This is a genomic window from Nitrosospira sp. NpAV, assembly GCF_000832065.1.
Taxonomy (GTDB): domain Bacteria; phylum Pseudomonadota; class Gammaproteobacteria; order Burkholderiales; family Nitrosomonadaceae; genus Nitrosospira.
Genome location: NZ_JXQM01000068.1, coordinates 1 through 1540, shown reverse-complemented (window position 1 = coordinate 1540; position 1540 = coordinate 1). Strand labels below are relative to the sequence as shown.

The following is a 1540-nucleotide window of genomic DNA, read 5'->3' as shown; positions in this document are numbered from 1 at the left end:
CTTTCCGGCGATCCCTCGTTTGCCGGGCTGCTCGAGCGGGTACGCACCGTGGCGGCCGAGGCATATGCGCATCAGGACATGCCTTTCGAGATGCTGGTGGCCAGGCTCGCTCCTGCGCGCCATCTCAGCCAGGCGCCCCTCTTCCAGGTGATGTTCGCGCTACAAAATGTTCCGTCCGGGGAGAAGGAAGAAACGGAGATGGAAGAGGTATCGGCTCCGGCCAATCGCAACCGGGAAGAGTCCACCGCCAAGTTCGATCTCCTGCTTTCCCTGGTTGACGATGGGCACCGGGTGACGGGATATTTTGAGTATAGCGCCGATCTCTTTGATTCCGGCACCATCAATAGGATGGCAGGTCATTTCGAGGTACTGCTGGCGGCTGCCGCCGCTGATCCGGCCTGCCGTTTCTCCAGCCTGCCCATTCTCACCGAGGCTGAACGGGGACAGCTTTTGTTCGAATGGAACGCCACGCGAACCGAATATCCCCGGGAATCGTGTATCCATGATCTATTCGAAGAGCAGGCGGCGGCATGTCCGGAGGCGGTTGCCCTGGTTCTTCAGGATTGTCCCCTCACCTACGGCGAACTCAACGCCCGCGCCAACCAGCTCGCGCACCGCCTGCGCGAGCTTGGCGTGGGTCCCGAGACCGTGGTTGCGATCTGTGTCGAGCGCTCCTTCGATCTCATCGTCGGCCTGCTCGGTATTCTCAAAGCCGGAGGGGCCTATCTGGCGATGGATCCCGGCGATCCGCCCTCCAGGCTATCGGCAATGGTGCGCGACGCGAAACCAGCGGTGTTGCTGACCCACCGCCGATTTCTCGGAATGTTTCCCGAAGAGATTGTGAAGCGGGTTTGCCTTGACGATGCGCGCGAGGAAATCGAGTGCGAGCCCACGGATAACCCTGTAAGCGGAGTAGTGGCGAACAATCTCGCGTATGTCTGCTATACGTCGGGATCAACCGGCGTGCCCAAGGGGGTGGGAGTCGTGCAACATGCCGTGGTGCGGCTGATAAGGGAGGCCGGCTACGCGACATTCATTCCCGAGGACGTGTTTCTCCAGTTCGCGCCGATTGCATTCGACGCTTCGACATTCGAGATCTGGGCATGCCTGCTTAACGGAGGGAAGCTGGTAATCATGCCGCCCACCGTACCGTCGCTCGAAGAACTCGCCGATGTGATAGAGCATCACCGGATCAGCACCCTCTGGCTGACGATAGGACTCTTTCACCAGATGGTCGACGGTCATTGCGAATGTCTGGGTGGCGTGCGCCAGCTTCTTACAGGCGGTGACGTGCTGTCACCGGATTACATCCGCAAGATGCGCGAGCAACATCCGCAATGTCTGTTGATCGCTGCTTATGGTCCCACTGAGAACACCACCTTTACCTCCTGTTATCGCGTACCGTCCGCGGAAAAAATCCACAGCCCCATTCCGATTGGCCGGCCGATTGCGAATACGGAAATGTATGTGCTTGACGACCGGCTTCAGCCGGTACCAATCGGGGTACCAGGGGAACTCTATATAGGCGGCGAGGGCTTGG

The 1540-nt window shown here is 59.5% G+C and carries 1 protein-coding gene; it reads left to right on the top strand.

What is annotated here, in order from left to right; genetic code table 11:
* On the top strand, positions 1 to 1540 hold a 1540-nt coding region (locus SQ11_RS15345), incomplete at both ends, for an AMP-binding protein (protein WP_041515075.1).